This is a genomic window from Microvirga terrae, from assembly GCF_013307435.2.
Classification (GTDB): domain Bacteria; phylum Pseudomonadota; class Alphaproteobacteria; order Rhizobiales; family Beijerinckiaceae; genus Microvirga; species Microvirga terrae.
Map to the genome: position 1 here is coordinate 1,891,886 of NZ_CP102845.1, position 17,258 is coordinate 1,909,143.

The following is a 17,258-nucleotide window of genomic DNA, read 5'->3' on the forward strand; positions in this document are numbered from 1 at the left end:
ACCATCCCCCTGCGTCACGGATGTTGAAATTTTGTCACAGTGGATCAGATAATTTCTGACTGTGCCCGAAAATGCTTATGTTTTCAGCAGATTGCACGGGTCTTGGGCGGTTCCGGCGTTTCTGCCGGTTGCGCTCAAGTCCGCCATGATTATGGTCACGGTTGTACATGGGTCCTGGACTCAAGCATTCTTTGGAGAACACCATGAAGCTCGCTAAGAGCCTCTTCCTCGGATCGGTCGCGGGTCTCGCCGCGGTGGCAGGGGCACATGCCGCCGATCTGCCGGTCGCGAAGGCCGCTGCCGTCGAGTACGTCCGCGTCTGCTCCACCTACGGCGCAGGCTTCTTCTACATCCCCGGCACCGAAACCTGCCTCCGCGTCGGCGGCCGTGTTCGCGCCGAGTACCAGTACCTCGAGCCGACGTCCCGCGAAGACGACTCGATCGGCTTCCGTGCTCGTGGCCGCATCCAGCTCGATGCCCGCACCGCCACCGCCTACGGTCTGCTCCGCACCTTCGCGCGCTTCGAAATCACCCACAACACCGGCGTGTACGGGCGTGACTCGGCGATCGTCGACCAGGCCTTCGTGCAGTTCGGCGGCCTGACCGCCGGTCGTACCGTGTCGTTCTTCATGAACAGCGACCTCCCGAACGAGAACTGGGGCACCCTGCGCTTCTACGACGCTCCGACCGTGAACGCCCTGGCCTACACCTTCTCGTTCGGCAACGGCTTCTCGGCCACGCTGGCGCTCGAAGAGGGAGCCTATGCGGCGGTTGCCGACGACGTCCTCATCCGCAGCGGTTCGTCGCTGGCGGCTGGTCAGCGCACCCCCGATCTTGTCGCCAACGTGAAGTACGCCGGCACCTGGGGTTCGGCTCAGATCGGCGGCGCGGTTCACCAGATCCGCAGCAACGTTCTCGATACGGCCACCTACGGGCCGGTTCTCGGGGGCACGATCCCGGACAGCGCATATGGCTGGGCCTTGACAGCTCAGGGCTACGTCAACCTGCCGATGCTGGCGGAAGGTGACGCTCTCTGGATCGCCGCCACCTATGCCGACGGCGCGCTCGCCTATCTCGGATTCGACCCGGATGTCACGGTCGGAACGGCGTTCAACTCGGTGATCGACGCCTATATCGGCCCTGATGGCGATATCGATACCGGCCGCGGCTGGTCCATCGCCGGTGGCATCAATCACTACTGGACCCCGACGATCCGCCAGAGCGTGTTCGGTTCGTACGCTCGCGTCGAGTACAGCAACAACGCTCCTGCCGTCGCCAACGACTTCAACGAGTGGCGCGCCGGCACGAACGTGATCTGGTCTCCGGTCTCCGGTCTCGATATCGGCGTCGAGGTCCTGTACTCGAATCTCGACCCGCGTGGGGTCGTCGGCAACGACGATGACGACGCTTGGGAAGGCCGCCTGCGCGTCCAGCGCGACTTCTAATCGGCTCATCCTGCTGAAACAAAAAACCCCGGTGACGTCACCGGGGTTTTTTGTTGGTGGCCGTGGGCACGTTGCCGTATCGGAAGGGCAGGCTATAAGGCGATGGACATGCGTTCAGCGTCACCAGAATTGGGATCAGCGATGTTCAAAGCGACGGGAAATCTGGCTTCTGCCGCAATCCTTGCCGTGGGACTGACCGGGTGTGTCGGAAGCGCCGGCGTTTCGACATGGAACTACCAGGCCGGTCCGGGCTACGAGACGGAGCGCGTCTATGACGGCCGGGTCCAGGCTGACACGAGCCGAGGGCTGACGCGGGAATCCTGCACGACCGTGTCGAGGCGCCAGATCGGCCCGTCGGGCAGGCGCGACGGCAGAGACGACACCGCCTGCTCGTCCAATTAGCCGTTCGCGGCTTGACCGAAGGAACGAAGACTCACCTTGACCGTTGGCATGACGTCAATTCAACCGTCAGGAGAGCATCGTCATGAACAACATCATCTGGCTTATCGGAGCGATCGTGGTCGTCCTCGCCATTCTGTCGTTCCTCGGGCTGCGCTGATCCCTTCCCGAACCTGCAGGGCTGCTTCTGTCACAGAGCGCCCTGCAGTTCTCTCTATGCCTCTGGTCCGCCGCGATACCGCGTGGGCGGAGAGAGCCTATTCCATCAGAACCATGACGACCGACGCGACGTTGAGGATGGCCAGCGCGCCGAGCAAGGTCGGAACGACAGGAAGGCCCAGCCGTCGCGCAAGCCCGTCACGGGCGGCTGCCTCGCAAGACGTGAGATGAGAACGCTTGTTGGCCATGCCTCATCCTCTTCATACATAACCCTACGTTAGTCGCAGCCACCATGAACCCTGAGCGCGCCGCGCGAGGTGTGCTTTCACACATGGTGCGGCCGGTACCGGCGCGTGATCGTCAGTGCCGCGTGGCGGTTTTCTGAATCTGGAGAAGCTGCCCTTCGATGGCGCGCAGCCGTGTCATCAGGCGATCGAGTTCCGCAAGGAGATGTCGCTCGTCCTGCTTCGCCTTCTCGACGAGGTCTGGCGAGGAGCCATGGCGGATGCGTTGCAGGGCGTCTGCGAGTTGCCGATCCAGAAGCCGCATCTGGTGCTCCAGATCCAAGAACTCCTGGTGAAGCTGCGTCTCCTTGAACACGGTTGAACTCTCGCGTGAGAACGGTCGGTCCAAGCTTAAGCTACAGCGACGACGTGGGTTCCTCCAGGGCAAAAAGCAGTTCCGGCAAATTTCTTAACGGCCAAGCTGAAACGCAGAACCATGTTCACCGTTCTCTGAAGAGGGGTCTGCCCGATGGTCTTGCCGTCGGGGAATGCAGAATTTGTATTCAGCCTTCAAAAGCGAAGCGTTCCCGGGAGTTGAAACAGACGAGGCAGCTCCCTCGTGCGCATTCGCATCATCACGCCGACCACCCGCTTAGCGTTTTCGGGCCGGTCTTTCCAATGATCACAGAGCGTCAACAGTCGTTGCGTTCGTAGATGGCCCCAGAAACAGCACACGGATTGCAGAGGAGATGGCCGGATGGGACAGAGGATTGAGCCTTATCGAATTGCTTTGATCGTCGAGGACGATTTCGAAGTCAGGGGCTTGGCGGCGGCTCTTCTTGAGGAGACGGATCTCAAGGTCGTTGAAGCGTCCAGCGCGGAAGAGGCCCTGGATTATCTGCGGCTGCATTCCGACGAAGTGGCCTTTCTGTTCGCCGATGTTCGTCTTCCCTGTCTGATGGATGGCCTCGATCTGGTTCGAACCGTCCGGCTGAAATGGCCCTGGGTCAGGACCGTGTTGACTTCGGGACGTCCGCTCGACCAGCAGGAAGGGGGCGTGCCGCGTGACGTTCGCTTCATGCAGAAGCCCTGGCGGGCATTGGAGGTCCTGATGGAGGCCGAAAAGGCCGCCCAGGCGTCCCGGCGAAACTGAGGGATCCCGACAGCAGACCAGGCGTCGTTTCCGCCGTCCAAACCGGCGGAAACGTGGAACCTTGGCGCTTGCCAGGAATTGGCGTCAGCAGTTTGAAAGGATTGACTGATGCCGCACTCGTCGATTGCCACAGGCACGTTCTCGTCCCGCAAGGAGGCCAATCGGGCCGTTCAGCGTCTGGTGTCTGGTGGATTTGCTCGCAACAGCATCGCGCTCCACCAGCACGACGACGATGAGGGATATGATCTCGAAATCCATACCCGCCGCGAAAACCTGAGGCGCGCCGAACGTCTGATCCATGATTCCGCGCCGCTATACGTGCTCCGCGAGAAAGCCTCCGAGGCGGCCTACACGGCGCGATCCTATCCGCTGGTTCTGCTCGGTGCAGGTATCCTGGCCGGCTTCCTGATCTACAATCTCGTCCCCCGGGCATCCGCCTCCGGGCACGAGAGCCGTCGCCGGCGTTGACATCCATGGCTGGAGCGGGGACCGAGCCGGAAGGCTCGGCCTGGGCCTAGAGATTGCCGTCCTCCTCAGGGTGGCGGGTTCGGTCCAGCCGCTCCAGCAAGTGCCTGATGCGGTCAGGAGCCGGCTCTTTGAGCACATTCTGATATCTCTGCTGCAATTGCCGTCCGAGATCTTTCAGGATCTCGGACTGTCCGGCCGCCGTCAGGCTGTTCGAGCCGACGCTCCAGCCTCGATGGCTGCCTGCGGCATAGGGATGGTGCCGCTTTGGCATCCTGCTTCTCCTTTGGTTTTTAACCTTCGAGCCGGAGAACGGGAAAAGCCCGGGAGGGTTGCAGCTAAGATTATGGAAAAGAAGAAGCTTTTGATTGCGGCGGGCCCGTCGGCCGCGATCTGGAGAGCGCCCTTGGCCTTCGCCGGTGTCCGGCATGTCCGCTCCCGACCCGTGAGGCGACCGCCGGTCGCATTGGATTCATCCCTGGCCTGGGTCAAAGCTCGACCATAGCGACGAAGGCGGGCTGGGTTCATGCGTGAAGTTCTGATGGTCTATCTATGCGGTGTGATCCTGCTCCTGGCAGTGTCGACGATGATCGACAGGGAGGAAGGGGTCGGTCTCGATCACATCCTCATCGCGGGCTTCGGCTGGCCCATTCTGACGCCGATTCTTGCCTTGCGCGCCTGGACCAGCCGATAGGCGGCATCCTGCCGCGTTAAGCCGCCCTAGGGCCGGCGCCCATGTTTTCCCGGGCGCCGTTTGTTGCTAATCACAGCCATCACGTCATTGGATGACATCATGGCCAGAGCGATTTTGTCTGCTGCACTTCTCCTGGCTGGGCTCGGCGCAGTCCAGGCCCAGACGAGTTGCTATCCCCGCATCGGTGCGTATAGCGGCCAGTATGAGGGTCAATGTCCCAATGCCAGCCTCAAATGGACGGTCACGGAGAACACGGTCGGCGCTTTCGGGCGAAACTGCAGCGACGAGCCGTGGACGTACAATCGCACCGAGAGGCGGTTCTACAATCCCAGAGCCAACGAGAGTTTCGCCATGCAGGACTGCTATGCAGCGAGCCGCGACCAAATTGCGAGCAATTTGAAAACCACTATCGGCAGCGACATGGTTCGCCGCTTCCACGAAAACAAAATCGAACGACCGGGGGCAACTCCCGAGACATCCTCCGCCAATCGTTGAAAGTGCTCGCGAGCTCCAGGGGCGTACCGGGCGACTATCATGGCTTCGTGGATGCTGTGATCACGTTCGTCATGATCCGAAAGGATACGTGAATTGACCGGCGGGTCCGGCCGGGGGAGAGTGAGCCGTTGTCGACAGCGTTGGTTGCTCCCTCTGAGAAACTGAGGCCCCCAGGGGCCTCTTTTATTGGGCGGTCCCTTGCTGCCCGTCAGGCCCGGAGGCTCTCCAACAGCCTTTGGTAGGGCTCGCGGCGCTCGCGATACTTCAGGAGCAATTGCGTCTCGATGTAGCGTTTCTGCTCGGCTTCGATCGCGCTACGACTGAGATTCAAGATGTCTTCACCATACTGGAAGTCGATGTTCGTCAGCGTGCGTGCGACCCACAGTATCTTCAAGTCATTTTCCGTGATCATTCCGGTTTGATTGCTGTTCGCCGTGTACGGACTCGTCAAAGCGTCTTCGTCGAATGGCATGTTCCCCCTCCAGCCTTTCGATTCACCGATGAGAAGAATATGGTTTCGGCCGCGTAGCCGGCAATCTGCGCCCTTTAAGCTTGCGGATTAACGCCACGGCTCCGAGTCGGTAACCCCAAGGAGTGAGGCGGCACGGCGCATCGTCTCCGGCTTCGGCGAATCGATGCCGCGAACCTCTCGAGGAGCGATCTCGGCTCCTGCCGGTGCCGAAAATCCTTAACACGAGATTTATCCGAGGGCGCCCTTACGGAGTAATACGTACCTCTTAGTGATTAGAGGGCGCCCCCGTCTCTTGATCAACTTAGATCTTTCGGTGCTGATAAATGAGAACGGGCTGTTGGCGTAGAGTTTATTCGGAGGGGCAAGTAATGATCAAAGATCATTCTGAGCAAGTCATGGCGTCGGAAACGACGTGCTATAACGGTACATCGATTTCTCCGCGGCAGTTTGCAACAGAGTTGCTTTGTGGCAACGCGCTTCTGCGAGCCGGACTAACGCAGCTCTTGTCGGGAACCTGCTTCGACGTGCTCGAAAGCGCCTCGCAGGGCTTCGCGACCACCGGCCCGGAACCTGCTCTCTATATCGTGGATGCCACCGGGTCCCTCGCACAGGCGCTCGCATTCGTCCAGGACGCCAAGGGCCGGAATCCTGCCGCGCGCGTCGTCGTCATCGCCAATCAGTTCGATAGCGAGACCGTCCACGCGGCACTCTCCGGCGGCGTCGACAGCTTCTGCCTCGCCACAAGTGCCCGCGAGGTTCTGATCAAGTCTCTCGAACTGACCATGCTGGGTGAGCGGATTCTGCCTGGATCCATGGTTCGGGCGCTGCTCGACAGAGAGCTGACGCAATCCGCCACGGCCGAGATCATTCCGCTGTCCGAGCACCGGGCCCCCGATCCGAAGGTTCAGAAGCTGTCGCCCCGTGAGACGGTGATCCTGCAGTCCCTGATGGGAGGCGATCCGAACAAGGTCATCGCCCGGAAGCTCGAGATCACCGAGGCGACGATCAAGGTCCACGTCAAGGCGATCCTGCGCAAGATCGGCGTCGCCAACAGGACCCAGGCTGCCATGTGGGCGACCGGAAACCTCAAGGACACCGCACGCTCTGCAGGAGAGTTCCAGGAGGTCCAGCGGCTGAGCTGATCCATGCGTACGATCCTGTTCGGCCGGATCCAACGACGGCGCCCTGCCCACCGTCGTCACCCCTGAGCCGAGGCCAGGAGTGAGAGAATCGTGGCGGCTACGTTGATGCCCGCGACGATGAACAGCAGGGCAACCGACATGGGGAACGGTCGCGACACGGGCTCGCGCTTCTCCCGGCAAGAATGCATCATCTTCATAGCGTTCTCCTCTCGACCGCTGAACGGCACGAAAGGTGACGCAATCCCGCGCCAGCCGCTGTGAACTGCCTCACAGGTCCGGCGCGTTGGGCCCGTTCGGCAGCAATCCGTCGTTATTTTTTCAGGCATTCGCAGTCCCGATGGCCCCGCTCTGCGGGAGCCGGGCGAGGGGCCGCCATCCTGCGCGGGTTCAGACCCTCACGGGAAAGGCAAGCAGGCCGCGCTGGCTCAGGGGCCGCTGCCGCGGCTGATGGAGACGCAGCGCGATCCGACCAGGCACCGGGCGACATCCCGCGTGGGAGCCCACCCGGGCCCGGGGGTCTCGCCCAGCCCGCAATAGGAGCCGGAGGCCACATAGCGGTCGTAGGTCGTAGCGCCCGTGTGGAGAACGACCGCGCCCTGGGCGGCGACAAGCCGTTGAGCCTGGTTGCAGGCCATGTCGGACGTCAGCAGACGCGTCTGGCCCACGGCGCCGGAACTGAGGCCGATGAAGCCGAGAGCGACACACACCTGTTTCATGCGCTTCATGTCCAACTCCGTTGGCAGGAGGATCGAGCCGCCCGACGCGGTCAGGAGACGGAGAGGGCGATCAGCGACAGGACGGCCGCGAGAACATTCATCGCCACGGCCGTTCCCGCCAGGCACAGGGAGATCGGGATGCGACGCCGCTCCATGGTGAGATCGTCGCCGGTGTAGGGGAGCGCTGCGCTGGAAAGCCGAGGGCCTCTCGTGGTCACTGTCCTTCTCCTCGAAAGCAGAGATGGGTGATAACGCCACGATCAGGATGCTCCTGAAGCGTTCCGACGGCGGTGCGTTCACACACGCGTGCAGCAAGTCTCGCTCGCCGGTCTCGGGCGCCCGTGCCCTTTCCTCGTAGGCGTGAGGCGCTCGCTCAAGCCGGCAGCGCCAAGCCATGTTGGTTCGGTGTCCTGATGCGGACATATCCGAAAGAATGTCATGGGAGTGGTGCCCGCAGCCGGACTCGAACCGGCACACCCGAAGGCCACGGATTTTAAGTCCGTTACGTCTACCAATTTCGTCATGCGGGCCTGGAAGCTACTTAGACGGTAGAGCTTGGACCGGCAACCCGCTTGCTCGCATATTCCGAGCCGGGGCGAGATTGGCCGACCGGGCAAGGCCCAAGACCTCGACGATCCGGCCGTCGGCGTCCGCTCACTCCGGCGCGCGGAAGCCGTAGAGCCAGTCGTAGCGTCGCGTTATGCCCTCGGGCCCGAGGCGGCGCATGATCTGGTCGCGCCCGAACGCCACCAAGCCGCCCGCATGGTAGATGCGCCCGTTGCGGCGAGCCTCGGTCTGCACCCGGCGGACGCGGGCGAGACGCTGCGCCTCGTAGGCTGCGAGAGCCCGGACCGGGTCGGGGCGCTCCGATCCAAGGAGGGACGCCAGGGTGGCGGCATCCTCTATGGCGAGGGCCGCGCCCTGGGCCAGGAAGGGCAGGACCGGGTGGGCGGCGTCCCCCAGGAGGGCGATGCGGCCCCCGGCGAGGCGCCCGGCCGGATGGTCGAACAGGGACCAGCGCAGCCATTCCGCCGGCCCCGACAGGAGGGCCTGCAGGGCAGGGGCGGCCGAGGCGTAGGCCTCGAGAAGCGCGTCCTGGCGGCCCGGCGCGGCCCAGCCGTCTACCGGCGTGGAGGTGCGCTCGATGGCCACCACGTTGACGAGCCTGCCGGCCGCGACCGGATAATGCACCACGTGGCCGTGTCGACCGAGCCAGAGGCCGGTCTCGTCGCCGGCGAGCTCGGCCGGCGCCGCATCCCTGGCCAGGGTGGCGCGCCAGGCTACGGAGCCGCGGAAGGCCGGGGCGGTCCGGTCGCCGAGGGCCTGGCGGACCTTCGACCAGATCCCGTCGGCGCCGACGATCAGGTCGGCCGCATGGGTGTCCCGCGCGCCGCCGGCGGAGAGCCAGTCGAGGCGGACCCCGTCCGGCCCGTCCTCCACGGCCTCGACGCTGCGGCCCATAACGAGCCGGATCGCCGGATTGGACCGGACCGCATCGAGGAGGATCGTCTGGAGATCGGCCCGGTGGACGACCCAGTAGGGCGCCTCGAAGCGCTCGCGCAGGAAGGCCCCGAGGGCCACCTGGCCGATGGGCTTGCCGGACCGGATGGCGCGCACAACGACCCGCTGCGGCTCGGTGACGACCCGGCGCAGGGCGGCGCCGAGCCCGAGCCGGATCAGGATCCGGCTGGCATTGGGCGAGAGCTGGAGGCCGGCCCCGACCTCGGAGAAGCCGGTCCGGCGCTCGACGAGGGTGACCGCATGGCCCCGGCGGGCGAGCGCCAGGGAGGCCGTCAGGCCGCCGATGCCGGCGCCGACGACCGCGATCGACAGGCCGGACACCTAGCGCCCCGGTCCGGGAGTCGGACTCCGCCCGAAGGCGTCATCCGGGGCGGCCGTCGGGCGGGGAATCGTTCGGGACGGCACGAGGGGTCAGCGCGAGGCGGGAGAGGTCGCGAAATCGGGCTCCCACACGCATTCCGCCGGACGGGCCTCGTCGACCTTGAGGGACGAATCGTACTTGAACAGGGTCGAGCAATAGGAGCAGACGGTCTCGCTGTCGTAGCCCATGTCGATGAAGATGTGCGGGTGATCGAAGGGCGGCGTCGCCCCGATGCACATGAACTCCTTCGAGCCCACGTGAATGACGGGAACGCCCGGATTGTTGTGGAAGTGCGGAGTGCCTTTATCGGCCATGGACGGTGCTCGCGAGGGATGAAATTCGCGCGCACCATAATGGCCGATCGCCCATGCGCCTAGCTCAAAATTCCGGGAACCCGGACCCGGTTCGCTGACGCCGAGGGTGTCATCCCCGGTCGGATGCCCTCGGCCGGGTGATGCGCTCGCCCCCGCGCCGCGCATCCTCGGGGCCGGAAAAACCGGGTCCACTTTTCTGCGCGATGCGCTAGGGTGCGGCGCATCCGGCAACCTCCCGTGCAACTTCCCCTGGGATCCATGCGCTATTTCAATTCCGACGGCGTGAGCATCGCCTTTATCGACGTCCCGCCCCACGAGGGCGAGGGCGAGCCGATCCTTCTCATCCACGGCTTCGCCTCGACCCATGCGGTGAACTGGGTGAACACGCTCTGGGTGAAAACCCTGACGCGGGCCGGCTACCGGGTGATCGCCTTCGACAACCGCGGCCACGGGGAGAGCGAGAAGCTCTACGAGCCGGCAGCCTACGATTCCTACCGCATGGCCGAGGACGGGCGCCGGCTGCTCGACCATCTGAACATCGAGCGCGCCGACGTGATGGGCTATTCCATGGGGGCGCGCATCGCCGCCCATATGGCCATCGCCACGCCGGACCGCATGCGCTCCATGCTGCTCGGGGGGCTGGGCATCCATCTGGTGGAGGGCGTCGGCCTGCCGCTCGGCATCGCGGACGCCATGGAGGTGCCGTCCCTCGACGACCTCACCGACCCGATGCAGCGCATGTTCCGCGCCTTCGCGGACCAGAACCGGAGCGACCGCCGGGCGCTCGCCGCCTGCATCCGTGGCTCGCGGCAGGTGCTCACGCCGGCCGAGGTGGCGTCGATCCGGCTCCCCACCCTGGTGTCGGTCGGCACCGCCGACGACGTGGCGGGGTCCGGTCCCGAGCTCGCCGCGCTGATCCCCGGCGCCACGGCGCTCGACATTCCGGGCCGCGACCACAACCTCGCGGTCGGCGACAAGGTGCACAAGCAGGGCGTGCTCGACTTCCTGGCCCGCCGGCCGTGACCGGGAGACGCCCATGACCCGCCTCGACAGCGCCATCCGGCGCCTGACCGCCCAGCGCGACCTGCTCGACTGGGCCGTGCAGGGCCTCGCCCCCACGGGCCTCGTGCTCGAGATCGGCCTGGGCAACGGACGCACCTACGATCACCTGCGCGCCCGGCTGCCGGGGCGGGAGATCCATGTGTTCGAGCGCTCGCCCGCCGCCCACCCGGACTGCTATCCGCCGGAGGGCTACCTGGTGGTGGGCGACCTCTTCGACACCCTGCCGTCCTTCATCGAGCGGCATGGCCGGGGCTCGGCGGCGCTCATCCACATCGATATCGGGACCGGCGACGAGGCCGCGAATCTCAGCCTCGCCCGGCGCCTGGCGCCGCTCCTCGAGGAGCTGCTGCAGCCCGGCGGGATCCTGCTCGGCGACCGGGCCTTCCCGATGCCGTCCTGCCGCGACGTCTCGGCCGAGACCGGCGTGCCGGAAGGGCGCTATTTCGTGTATCGCCGGGAGGCGTGAGGAGGCGCAACCTCACCTCTCCCGTGGGGAGAGGTGAACGGCGCCCGGCTCGCGGGGCCCTCCGGAGTGGCGATGGGGAACGACCCTACCGGCCGGTGAAGACCGGCTGGCGCTTCTCCAGAAAGGCGTTGCGTCCCTCGACCGCATCGAGGCTGTCGAAGCACCGGTCGGCAAGGCCGACCGGGTCGAGGTCGGGATGGGCCACGCCGACAGACCGGTCGATGGCCGCCTTGGCGGCCCGGATCGTCAGCGGGGCGTTCCCCGCGATTGTCTCGGCGAGCGCCAGGACGGCGTCCTCCAGCTGCCCGTCGGGCACCACCCGCTGCACCACGCCCAGGCGCGCCGCCTCGTGGGCGTCGATCCGCCGCGCCGTGAAGAACAGGTCCTTGGCCGCCGGGGCGCCCACGGCCGCGGTCACGAGCCGCATGGCGCCCGGCGGATAGCCGATCCCGAGCCGGGCGGCCGGGATGCCGAAGACCGCGCTCTCGGACGCGACGCGCAGGTCGCACGAGAGGGCGAGGCCGAAGCCCCCGCCCAGGCAGAAGCCGCGGATCATGGCGACGACCGGTTTCGCGCAATGGGCGACCGCCCAGAAGGCGGCCTCGTTGACGGCCTCGTAGCGCCGTCCGCCCTCCGCATCGGCGCGCAGGGTCGCAAACTCGCCGATATCGGCCCCCGACGCGAAGGATTCGCGGCCCGCGCCCCTGATGACCACGACCCGGACCTCGCTGTCCCGGCTGAGAGCCGCCATGAGGTCGGGAAAGGCCTGCCACATCTCCAGGTCGATGGCGTTGTGCTTGGACGGATTGTCGATGGCGAGCGTCGCGATACCCTCCGAGAGGGATACGCCGAGTTTGGAAGTCGCGGGAGAAAAAGAGTACGTCATGGCTCGCTTGCATCTGTGGTAAAAAGGCTAGGCTTCTTATCTATCCCGAAGCGATAGCGGAGTCGGCAAGGAGACTATCATGACCCAAACGCGCCTGAAGCCCGGAGCCCCGGACGCCATCGCCGGAACGGTCGATCCGATCTGGAATCGTCTGCGCGCCGAGGCCGAGGCCGTCGTTCAGGCGGAGCCGGCCATCGCCGGGCTCATGCTCAGCGCGATCCTGCATCAGCCGAGCCTGGAGGCCGCGGTCATTCACCGGGTGGCTTCGCGCCTCGGCCATGCGGCCGTTCCCGCCGACATCATCGAGCAGATCTTCCTCGAGGCGGTGGAGCATGATTCCGCCATCGGGGCGGCCATGCGGGCCGACATCAGCGCGGTGATCGACCGCGACCCGGTGGCCACCCGGGCGCTCGAACCCGTGCTCTATTTCAAGGGCTTCCACGCCATCCAGACCCACCGGCTGGCCCATTGGCTGTGGTCCCGCGGACGGCAGGATCTCGCCCTCTATCTCCAGAGCCGCTCGTCCGACACGTTCCAGACCGACATCCATCCGGCCGCCCGGATCGGCCGGGGCATCTTCCTCGACCATGCCACCGGCCTGGTGGTGGGCGCCACCGCGGTCATCGAGGACAACGTCTCGATGCTCCAGGACGTGACCCTCGGCGGCACCGGCAAGGAGCGCGGGGACCGGCATCCCAAGATCCGCCAGGGCGTGCTCATCGGCGCCGGGGCCAAGATCCTCGGCAACATCGAGGTCGGCTCCTGCGCCCGGATCGCGGCTGGATCGGTGGTTCTCAAGCCCGTGCCGCAGAATGCCACGGTGGCCGGCGTTCCGGCCAAGGTCGTGGGCGCGGCCGGATGCGAGGAGCCGTCCCGGTCCATGAATCACTGCTTCTCCGAGGCGGACGGAATCTGAGCAAAGCCACTCTTCAGGGACCTAACGGCGCTTGCTCGCGTTTGCCGGGCATGGCAAGTGCAGCATCCGTGACATCAAGAAAGGACCTGTAGTGGACAAAACCGAGATGGCTAAGGTCGAGCGCTACCTGCGCCAGAGCTTTGCGAACCACTCGATCCGCGTGGTCGGTCGCCCGAAGAAGACCGATTCGGCGGAAGTTTACATCGGTGAGGAATTCGTCGGCGTGCTCTTCGTCGACGACGAGGACGGGGATCGCTCCTTCAACTTCACCATGGCCATCCTCGACACGGACCTCGAGGACTGACCGGCTTTCCCGCAGCAGAACCTTCTCAAGGTTCTGCTGTTTTCCGTGCGGACCCGCGATGCCGACCTACAGCCTCAACGACATCTCGCCCATCCTGCCCGAGCCCGGCGGGTTCTGGATCGCTCCCGACGCCCATGTGATCGGCAAGGTGCGGCTGGCGCGGGACGTGGGTGTCTGGTTCGGCGCCGTGCTGCGCGGCGACAACGAGCTCATCGATATCGGCCAGGCGACCAACATCCAGGAGGGGGCCCTGCTCCACACCGACATGGGCGCGCCGCTGACCGTCGGGCCAGGCTGCACCATCGGGCACAAGGCGATCCTGCACGGCTGCACAATCGGCGAGAACTCCCTGATCGGCATGGGCGCGACGATTCTCAACCATGCCCGCATCGGGGCGAATTGCCTGGTGGGCGCCCATGCTCTTGTGACGGAAGGCAAGGAATTCCCCGACAATTCCCTGATCGTCGGCGCGCCGGCCAAAGCGATCCGCGTGCTCGACGCGGACGCGATCGAGCGGCTGCGCTGGTCCGCCCGGAACTACGTGGACAATTGGAAGCGGTTTGAAAAGGGAATGCGCCGGATCGATTGATTCCCGCGCCTCAGGTCTCGTCGACCGAGTCCCTCACGCTGCCGGCGCCCGGCTCACGCCGAAAGCTCATCCGGCCTTACCGATTCGCCGTGGTGGTGGGCGACGACACGATTCCGCCGAGCGACACCCAGCCGATCGTGTCCTGGCTCTCGCGCTTGATGTAGACGTAGCCGGTGCGGTGCCAGGGCAGGACCGACGAGGTCTTGTTGTCGAGGACGAAGTCGCCCCGGGTGGTGCGGACCATGAGAACCGCGTGGCCTTCGCCGAGCTCGTCGATCACGACCGTCATCCGCATGGCGCGGCGGGGCAGGCCCGCCTCGGCGAGGAGCTTGCGCTTCAGGAGCTGGAAATCCTCGCAGTCGCCACGGCCGTCATCGGGAAATCCCCACACGTCGACGACGCCCCAATGGTCGGCATCCGTCACCGCCTTGATGCTGGAATTCACGCGCTGATTCACCGACACGATGGTCTTCCAGACCTGGGGCGTCAGGTCGATCGTGTCCGGCTCGGCCGTGTTCACGACGCATTCGGACCGAAAGTTTTCACAGAACTGCGACCAGCCCTGGAGGGGCTTGGCGGTGCCCATGCTCGAGATCGGAGCGGTGGAAACGGGCAGAGCGGCCAGGGTCTGAGCCTGAGCGGCGGTGCCGACGACCAGGAGGGACAGGGCGAGAAACGTCGTTTTGACGACGGTGCCGATGGAGGCAGGCTTCTCATTTACGCCACAGAAAAGGCTGTTCTTGAAATAAACCTTCCGCATGCCCCACCAGCCGGTTAACGTTCTTTTAACCAAACTGACATGGTTGCATTTTCGGCTCAAGCGGAAAGTAAAAGGTGAGTTAACGCGTCGCGGCCCAACCGGTTCCAACATGGTTAACAAAAACTTCGATGCGCCGGTGAGCGAAGCCGGCGCGTCCTGTGCGGACCACGCCGAAAGCTGCCAAGCCGTTGGTTTCTCTCGACGGCCGACCCGGATCGGCGCTAGTCAGGCGATGAACCGAACGCCGCCACCGGGATCCCGGCCGGTGGCCAGACAAAAAGCACGTTATGTCCCCAAACCCGCCCCGTGTCCGCGAGCCGATTCTCAACCTGCCGGCCACCATCAGCCTGTGCCTGGCGGTGCTGATCGGCATCCATGGCGTCCGGCTGCTTCTGTCCGATGAAACCGACTTCACGATCGTCATCGACGGGGCGGTGATCCCGGCGCGCTGGGCCGTCGCTTTTGGGGGCGTTCAGGTCGAAGAGATCATGCGGTCCCTGGGCGAGGGCGTTCCGGACGATACGGTCACGCCCATGATGGCGCTCGCGCAATACGTGCTGGCCTCGGACGAGGGGCGACCCTGGACGGCGTTGACCTATGCGTTCCTGCACGGCTCATGGGCCCATGTGTTGATCAACAGCGTCTGGCTCGCCGCCTTCGGAACGCCGATCGTCCGGCGCTGCGGCGCCGGCCGGTTCTTCGTCCTGTCGGCGGCCGCCGCCGTGTGCGGAGCCATCGTGTACGCGGTCATGAATCCCTTTCAGGTGCTGCCGATGATCGGCGCGTCCGGCGCCGTGTCCGGGCTGATGGCGGCCGCCTCCTGGTTCATGTTCGCCCCGGCTTCGTGGCATCGGGAAGGGCGGCTGACGCAGCCGCACGAGCGGCCGCGCGAAACCCTCGGGCACATGGTGCGCAACCGGCAGGTCCTGATCTTCCTCGGGATCTGGTTTGCCGCGAACTACATCTTCGCCTTCGTCCAGCCGCTGGGGATGATGGATGCGAGCATCGCCTGGGAGGCGCATATCGGCGGCTTCCTGGCAGGGCTTCTCATTTTCCCCCTTCTGGACCCGCTCCCGGCCCGGCCCAGCCGTATCTCGGCTTGAAACCGACATGGTTTGCCCCAATCATCCTAAGGCTGATGGAGGGTTTTCGCCCCGCTGTCATGGGGGCGCCCTCAGGATCAGCCTTGCGGATGCGGGGCCTGACGGCCCTCGCCGTTCGCACAACGGGAGGGAATGAATGATCGTCAATCGAATCCTTTCGCTCAAGGGCCGCGAGGTTGCCACCATCGAGCCGGGCCGATCGTTGAGCGAAGCCGCCGGGGTTCTCGCGGAGCGCAGAATTGGTGCCCTACTCATCGTGGACGGTCATCGGCCGGTCTCCGGCATCATCTCGGAGCGCGACATCGTGCGCGCCGTCGCGGCCCATGGGGCCAAGGCTCTGGACGAGCCGGTCTCCCGGTTCATGACGGAGAAGGTCATCACCTGCACGGGCGAAACATCCATCAACGACGTGATGGAGCTCATGACCCAGCAGAAGTTCCGGCACATCCCCGTGGTCGAAGGCGGACGCCTGTCCGGCATTGTGTCGATCGGAGACGTGGTGAAGCTGCGCCTCGAGGAGGTCGAGGCGGAGACTCAGGCGATCAAGGAGTACATCGCGACCGCCTGATCAGGTTGCCTGCGTCTCCTGCAGCAATTCCAGAATATCCGGCAGGGCACGCTCGGTGGCCTGCCGGCCCAGCGCGACGCATTCCCGGGCCCGGTGGAATTCGAACAGACCCATCTTGGCGAGCTTGGGCGCCACCATGATGTCGGGCGGATCTCCCGCAAGCCGCGAGCGGGCGATGCGGTCCTGGGTGATGTTGAAGGCGTCCACCATCACGGTAGCGAGGCCCGGCGCGTTCGGCTTGCGCGGCTTGTCCCCGCGATGTCCCGGGAAGATGCCCCAGCGCCGGGGCGCCTCATCGATCGCTTCCTCGATCTCCTGCTCGTCGCTCGTCCCCGCATCGTAGGACTGGATCACGGTGCCGCGCACGCGCACCTCGCCGTTGAGGTTCACGCAGATGACGATGTCGGCGCCGAGCGCCCGAGCGGCCGTGATGGGGATGGGGTTCACGAGGGCTCCGTCCATGAGCCAGCGCCCGCCGATCATCACGGGGTCGAACACGCCCGGCAGGGCATAGGAGGCCCTCATGGCCTGGACGAGGGGGCCGCGCGTCAGCCAGATCTCATGGCCGCTCACGAGTTCGGTCGCGATGGTGCAGAACTTGACCGGCAGGGTCTCGACCCGGCGGTCCATCAGATCCTGGTCGAGAAGTCGCTGCAGGCGCCCGCCGGCGATCAGGCCCGCGCCGCTGAAATGGAAGTCGAGAAGACCCATGACCCGCCGCTTGGTCAGCGACAGGGCGAAGGCCTCGAGCTCGTCGAGCTTGCCGGCCGCGTAGCAGCCGCCGACCACGGCGCCGATCGAGGAGCCGGCGATCACGTCCGGCACGATGCCGGCCTCGTTGAGGACCCTCAGGACGCCGATGTGGGACCAGCCCCGCGCGGCGCCTCCGCCCAGCGCCAGCCCGATCTTCGCCTTCGCTCGGGGATCGCGTTCGGCCGGAGGCTTGGTCTCGACCGCTCCTCCGCCACCCCCTGAACCGGCGCTGCGCCGGGCAATCCCGTCCCACAACATCAATCGACTCCAAGGCATCCCGTCTCGTTCCTG

The 17,258-nt window shown here is 65.3% G+C and carries 26 protein-coding genes and 1 tRNA gene; 14 read left to right on the plus strand and 13 right to left on the minus strand.

The genetic code is table 11. The features are described from left to right. Positions 1–203: 203 nt before the first annotated feature. Both HPT29_RS08850 and HPT29_RS08855 read left to right on the plus strand, forming a co-directional pair. Complete coding sequence (locus HPT29_RS08850; protein WP_173947630.1) at positions 204–1,445, plus strand: porin; 1,242 nt, start codon at positions 204–206, stop codon at positions 1,443–1,445. A 141-nt stretch (positions 1,446–1,586) separates the two neighbouring features. Continuing rightward, a complete protein-coding gene (locus HPT29_RS08855; RefSeq protein ID WP_173947629.1) occupies positions 1,587–1,847 on the plus strand; it encodes a hypothetical protein in 261 nt (86 codons plus the stop codon). Between the two features lie 254 nt (positions 1,848–2,101). On the opposite strand, the gene HPT29_RS08860 is transcribed toward HPT29_RS08855, so the two are convergent. After that, the gene (locus HPT29_RS08860) at positions 2,102–2,251 is read right to left on the minus strand and encodes a hypothetical protein (RefSeq protein WP_173947628.1); all 150 of its coding nucleotides are present in this window, start codon (positions 2,249–2,251) and stop codon (positions 2,102–2,104) included. A 112-nt stretch (positions 2,252–2,363) separates the two neighbouring features. Beyond that, positions 2,364–2,603 (minus strand): hypothetical protein, encoded by a 240-nt coding sequence (locus HPT29_RS08865; RefSeq protein ID WP_173947627.1) that lies wholly within the window; start codon positions 2,601–2,603, stop codon positions 2,364–2,366. A 381-nt stretch (positions 2,604–2,984) separates the two neighbouring features. Between HPT29_RS08865 and HPT29_RS08870 the strand changes: the two genes are divergently transcribed. Together HPT29_RS08870 and HPT29_RS08875 are read left to right on the plus strand one after the other, a co-directional pair. Next, positions 2,985–3,380: a response regulator gene (locus tag HPT29_RS08870; protein WP_173947626.1), complete on the plus strand. Its 396-nt coding sequence runs from the start codon at positions 2,985–2,987 to the stop codon at positions 3,378–3,380. 108 nt (positions 3,381–3,488) lie between these two features. Next, entirely contained in the window at positions 3,489–3,848 is a 360-nt protein-coding gene (locus tag HPT29_RS08875) for a hypothetical protein (protein ID WP_173947625.1), read from the plus strand. Between the two features lie 46 nt (positions 3,849–3,894). On the opposite strand, the gene HPT29_RS08880 is transcribed toward HPT29_RS08875, so the two are convergent. After that, positions 3,895–4,275, minus strand: coding sequence for a NepR family anti-sigma factor (locus HPT29_RS08880; protein WP_173947624.1), 381 nt, complete (start codon positions 4,273–4,275; stop codon positions 3,895–3,897). A gap of 96 nt (positions 4,276–4,371) precedes the next feature. Here HPT29_RS08880 and HPT29_RS08885 point away from each other — a divergent pair, with 96 nt between their 5' ends. Together HPT29_RS08885 and HPT29_RS08890 are read left to right on the plus strand one after the other, a co-directional pair. Beyond that, positions 4,372–4,539: a hypothetical protein gene (locus HPT29_RS08885; protein ID WP_173947623.1), complete on the plus strand. Its 168-nt coding sequence runs from the start codon at positions 4,372–4,374 to the stop codon at positions 4,537–4,539. A 99-nt stretch (positions 4,540–4,638) separates the two neighbouring features. Next, positions 4,639–5,034 (plus strand): hypothetical protein, encoded by a 396-nt coding sequence (locus HPT29_RS08890; protein ID WP_173947622.1) that lies wholly within the window; start codon positions 4,639–4,641, stop codon positions 5,032–5,034. Positions 5,035–5,242: 208 nt separating this feature from the next. Here HPT29_RS08890 and HPT29_RS08895 read toward each other — a convergent pair whose 3' ends face one another. Then, complete coding sequence (locus HPT29_RS08895) at positions 5,243–5,506, minus strand: hypothetical protein (RefSeq protein ID WP_173947621.1); 264 nt, start codon at positions 5,504–5,506, stop codon at positions 5,243–5,245. A gap of 503 nt (positions 5,507–6,009) precedes the next feature. Here HPT29_RS08895 and HPT29_RS08900 point away from each other — a divergent pair. Next, complete coding sequence (locus HPT29_RS08900) at positions 6,010–6,648, plus strand: LuxR C-terminal-related transcriptional regulator (protein ID WP_210272116.1); 639 nt, start codon at positions 6,010–6,012, stop codon at positions 6,646–6,648. Between the two features lie 56 nt (positions 6,649–6,704). On the opposite strand, the gene HPT29_RS08905 is transcribed toward HPT29_RS08900, so the two are convergent. From HPT29_RS08905 to HPT29_RS08930, 6 genes are all read right to left on the minus strand, one after another. Continuing rightward, entirely contained in the window at positions 6,705–6,845 is a 141-nt protein-coding gene (locus tag HPT29_RS08905) for a hypothetical protein (RefSeq protein ID WP_173947619.1), read from the minus strand. Positions 6,846–7,073: 228 nt separating this feature from the next. After that, positions 7,074–7,373, minus strand: coding sequence for a hypothetical protein (locus HPT29_RS08910; protein ID WP_173947618.1), 300 nt, complete (start codon positions 7,371–7,373; stop codon positions 7,074–7,076). Positions 7,374–7,414: 41 nt separating this feature from the next. Further along, positions 7,415–7,582, minus strand: a complete 168-nt coding sequence (locus HPT29_RS08915; RefSeq protein ID WP_173947617.1) for a hypothetical protein — start codon at positions 7,580–7,582, stop codon at positions 7,415–7,417. A 227-nt stretch (positions 7,583–7,809) separates the two neighbouring features. Continuing rightward, a tRNA-Leu gene (locus HPT29_RS08920) sits at positions 7,810–7,894 on the minus strand. 124 nt (positions 7,895–8,018) lie between these two features. Further along, complete coding sequence (locus HPT29_RS08925) at positions 8,019–9,206, minus strand: FAD-dependent monooxygenase (protein ID WP_173947616.1); 1,188 nt, start codon at positions 9,204–9,206, stop codon at positions 8,019–8,021. 90 nt (positions 9,207–9,296) lie between these two features. Continuing rightward, positions 9,297–9,560, minus strand: coding sequence for a zinc-finger domain-containing protein (locus HPT29_RS08930; protein ID WP_173947615.1), 264 nt, complete (start codon positions 9,558–9,560; stop codon positions 9,297–9,299). Positions 9,561–9,818: 258 nt separating this feature from the next. Between HPT29_RS08930 and HPT29_RS08935 the strand changes: the two genes are divergently transcribed. Next, positions 9,819–10,583 carry an alpha/beta fold hydrolase gene (locus HPT29_RS08935; RefSeq protein ID WP_173947652.1) on the plus strand — a complete coding sequence of 255 codons (765 nt, stop codon included), beginning with the start codon at positions 9,819–9,821 and terminating at the stop codon, positions 10,581–10,583. Positions 10,584–10,596: 13 nt separating this feature from the next. Then, on the plus strand, positions 10,597–11,088 hold the full coding sequence (locus tag HPT29_RS08940) for a class I SAM-dependent methyltransferase (protein ID WP_173947614.1): 492 nt from the start codon (positions 10,597–10,599) through the stop codon (positions 11,086–11,088). 85 nt (positions 11,089–11,173) lie between these two features. Here HPT29_RS08940 and HPT29_RS08945 read toward each other — a convergent pair whose 3' ends face one another. Beyond that, positions 11,174–11,974, minus strand: a complete 801-nt coding sequence (locus HPT29_RS08945; RefSeq protein ID WP_173947613.1) for an enoyl-CoA hydratase — start codon at positions 11,972–11,974, stop codon at positions 11,174–11,176. Between the two features lie 79 nt (positions 11,975–12,053). On the opposite strand from HPT29_RS08945, the gene cysE reads away from it, so the two are divergent. The 3 genes from cysE (at position 12,054) to HPT29_RS08960 (ending at position 13,783) form a co-directional block, all read left to right on the plus strand. Next, positions 12,054–12,890: a serine O-acetyltransferase gene (gene cysE / locus HPT29_RS08950; RefSeq protein WP_173947612.1), complete on the plus strand. Its 837-nt coding sequence runs from the start codon at positions 12,054–12,056 to the stop codon at positions 12,888–12,890. A 106-nt stretch (positions 12,891–12,996) separates the two neighbouring features. Beyond that, positions 12,997–13,194 (plus strand): DUF3126 family protein, encoded by a 198-nt coding sequence (locus HPT29_RS08955; RefSeq protein ID WP_210272115.1) that lies wholly within the window; start codon positions 12,997–12,999, stop codon positions 13,192–13,194. A 58-nt stretch (positions 13,195–13,252) separates the two neighbouring features. Beyond that, on the plus strand, positions 13,253–13,783 hold the full coding sequence (locus HPT29_RS08960; RefSeq protein WP_173947610.1) for a gamma carbonic anhydrase family protein: 531 nt from the start codon (positions 13,253–13,255) through the stop codon (positions 13,781–13,783). A gap of 76 nt (positions 13,784–13,859) precedes the next feature. Here HPT29_RS08960 and HPT29_RS08965 read toward each other — a convergent pair whose 3' ends face one another. Beyond that, positions 13,860–14,543 (minus strand): transglutaminase-like cysteine peptidase, encoded by a 684-nt coding sequence (locus tag HPT29_RS08965; protein ID WP_173947609.1) that lies wholly within the window; start codon positions 14,541–14,543, stop codon positions 13,860–13,862. A 287-nt stretch (positions 14,544–14,830) separates the two neighbouring features. Between HPT29_RS08965 and HPT29_RS08970 the strand changes: the two genes are divergently transcribed. Then, entirely contained in the window at positions 14,831–15,646 is an 816-nt protein-coding gene (locus HPT29_RS08970; RefSeq protein WP_173947608.1) for a rhomboid family intramembrane serine protease, read from the plus strand. 136 nt (positions 15,647–15,782) lie between these two features. Then, the gene (locus HPT29_RS08975) at positions 15,783–16,214 is read left to right on the plus strand and encodes a CBS domain-containing protein (protein WP_173947607.1); all 432 of its coding nucleotides are present in this window, start codon (positions 15,783–15,785) and stop codon (positions 16,212–16,214) included. Here the strand turns inward: HPT29_RS08975 and HPT29_RS08980 are convergent, their stop codons facing one another. Further along, a complete protein-coding gene (locus HPT29_RS08980; RefSeq protein ID WP_173947606.1) occupies positions 16,215–17,225 on the minus strand; it encodes a patatin-like phospholipase family protein in 1,011 nt (336 codons plus the stop codon). Positions 17,226–17,258: the final 33 nt, after the last annotated feature.